The organism is Fusobacterium sp. DD2 (assembly GCF_018205345.1).
Taxonomy (GTDB): domain Bacteria; phylum Fusobacteriota; class Fusobacteriia; order Fusobacteriales; family Fusobacteriaceae; genus Fusobacterium_A.
On the sequence record NZ_JADRHM010000140.1, the window covers coordinates 1 to 500 of the forward strand.

Annotated in this window: 1 protein-coding gene; it reads right to left on the reverse strand. The window is 27.2% G+C overall.

All coding sequences use genetic code 11. The annotated features are described in order from the left end of the window. Positions 1 to 500: IS3 family transposase (locus tag IX290_RS11475; protein WP_211493324.1), on the reverse strand; the 500-nt coding region annotated here is incomplete at both ends.

Below are 500 nucleotides of genomic sequence, written 5' to 3' on the forward strand. Positions count from 1 at the left end.
CTTTTAATTTTTCCTTAATCCTTCTGTTGTTATAGTAATCTATATACTCTTCTATCGCTAATTTTAATTCTTTTATATTCTTGTAATTATTTTCTTGTCCATAAAATATTTCTGATTTTATTATTCCAAAGAAGCTTTCCATTAATCCATTATCTAAGCTATTCCCTTTTCTTGACATACTCTGAATAATATTTTTTTCTTCCAGTCGCTTAGTATAAAATTTATGCTGATATTGCCATCCCTGATCGCTGTGAAATATTAAATTATCAATATTAGAATTACGTTTAAACGCTTTATTTAGCATATCTATCACCTGAACTGAGTTTGGTGATGTTGAAATATTATATGAGACGATATACCTTCCATAAGCGTCTAATATTGGTGATAAATACAGCTTACTTCCTTTCAAATTAAATTCTGTAATATCAGTAAACCATTTTTCATTTGGTTTATTTGCTTCAAAATTTCTTTTAATATGGTTATCAGCGATCTTTCCAATG